This window comes from Erythrobacter sp. CCH5-A1, assembly GCF_001557115.1.
GTDB lineage: Bacteria > Pseudomonadota > Alphaproteobacteria > Sphingomonadales > Sphingomonadaceae > Erythrobacter.
This window is the reverse complement of the sequence record NZ_LSKQ01000073.1, coordinates 1-1,830: the sequence shown is the minus strand read 5'-3', so window position 1 is coordinate 1,830 and position 1,830 is coordinate 1. Positions and strand designations below refer to the sequence as shown.

Sequence of the window (1,830 nt, the reverse complement as noted above, 5' to 3'; positions counted from 1 at the left end):
GTGCCGTCGTCATACTCGCCCTCGATCGAGGCGTCCGTGTAGCCAGCCTTTACATGGCCCAGTCGGCCCCAAGCTGCGATTTTGGCCAAGTCGGAGAACGTTTTGGGAACGTGGCATTCGGTATTGACGATGGAAATCATAGAAGAGGACAGTTCGCTCCATCATAGGGAGTGGGTTGATGGATCGGAGTATTCCGGGCGGGGATTTGATCGGACGATGGAGCCTGAGCTTTGCCGATATTGATTTTGTAAATTCGAAGCCGGCCCTGACGCGCCTTGGCCTCGCCGCGCAGCTGAAATTCTTCGCTTCCCTGGGGTTTTTCGCGATCGATCCCGGCTCAATCCCTACCGATGGCCTCTCGTACCTGGCCGAGCAACTCGGTGTCGAGGCTGGCGAGATAGCCGGTTATGACTTTTCCAGTCGGACAGCACGACGGCATTGTGCGGAGATCCTGATCCATCTTGGATATCACCGCATGAAGCGGGTGGATCGCGCGCAATTGACGGAATGGATTGCTGGCGAGCTGTGCCCGGGCGGCCAGTCGATCAATGCCATGCTTGAGCATGTTTTCCTGTGGTGCCGGGACCGGCGTATTTATGGGCCGTCGCGCAAGGAGCGTGAACGTGTCGTTCGCTCACAACGGCAAGATTATCTGGACACCTGGCTGATCGGAGTCAGTGATCGGCTTTCGTCAGATGCGGTGGCGTTATTGGAAGCCTCGCTTGCCGATCCGGACAGCTCGACCGGATTCAACAGGATGAAGGGTGACGCCGGACAGGCAACGCTCGACAACATTCTCGACGTGACCGAGAAACTCGCCTTTATCCAGAGACTTGATCTTCCCCATGATCTCCTGACGGCTACGGGCAAGCCATGGGTCGATCAGATTGTTCGCCGCGTTGCCGGTGAAAAGGCCTCGGAGATGCGCCGGCATGCGCCGGCGCGACAGCTCGGCCTTTATGCGATTTATCTAATGTCGCGGGAGGCGCAACTCACTGACGCGATGATCGACCTGCTGATCGAAACCGTTCACAAGATCGGAACGCGCTCGAAACGCAAGGTGGTGGGCGATATCGCGAAAGACATCGAGCGGGTCTATGGAAAGGAGCGCCTGCTGGTCGAGATCGCCAGCGCCTCGATCAATGAACCATCGGGGCGCATCTGCGATGTCATTTTCCCGATCGCCGGTAAGGCCAAGCTGGCGGCGATCGTCAAGGAGAGCCATGCGAAGGGCGCTCTGGACCGGCGCATCTACAAGGTGATGCGTGGTTCCTGGGCCAATCATTACCGGCGCATGCTGCCAAGCCTGCTTTCCGTACTTGAGTTCCGGTCGAACAACGCGGTGTGGCGGCCGGTCCTGGCGGCCCTCGACTGGATCAGGAGCAAGGTGGATGGCGGATGCACCAATGACCGAGTTGTTTTTCCATAGCTGGCCATTGTGGAGCGCCTGCCAAGCCCCGTTCGCCATGCGGGTGAGGTTGGCGATTACGACATGGATGTGGCCCTGTGGATCGAGCGCGCGGCTCGTGTCGTGGGCAAACATTCCGTAGACGAGATTACCCGTGCGCACCGGCTCGCCCGACTTCGTTCGCTCATAGGTTCGCCCTTCGGCGAACTTGCTCTCGACCCAGCGCATGGTCTCGCGCACCGCGCTCCAGTGCGCCGCCAGAATGCGGTCATCCCCTGAAACCAGTGCCAGGATGCTGGCTGATTTCGGCATAGAGAATGTGAGGTCCATCCCCGACTGGCGGTTGGGCACCTGTCCGACCTTCTCGCCATTGGGCAGCTCACCATTCAGGATCTTCTCGAAGGCATCCTTGGTGACCTCGC

Annotated in this window: 1 protein-coding gene and 1 pseudogene; one reads left to right on the top strand and one right to left on the bottom strand. The window is 59.2% G+C overall.

The genetic code is table 11. The features are described 5' to 3' along the window. The first annotated feature begins 178 nt into the window (after positions 1-178). Positions 179-1,429 carry a DUF4158 domain-containing protein gene (locus AX708_RS21045; RefSeq protein WP_082747200.1) on the top strand — a complete coding sequence of 417 codons (1,251 nt, stop codon included), beginning with the start codon at positions 179-181 and terminating at the stop codon, positions 1,427-1,429. Here the strand turns inward: AX708_RS21045 and mobF are convergent. After that, positions 1,400-1,830 (bottom strand): annotated as a pseudogene (mobF, locus tag AX708_RS21040) (MobF family relaxase); the annotation flags it as partial. The gene AX708_RS21045 and the pseudogene mobF overlap by 30 nt on opposite strands.

Coding starts and splice junctions, on each gene's coding strand:
- AX708_RS21045 (WP_082747200.1), top strand. CDS start 179: ATGGATCGGAGTATTCCGGGCGGGGATTTGATCGGACGATGGAGCCTG.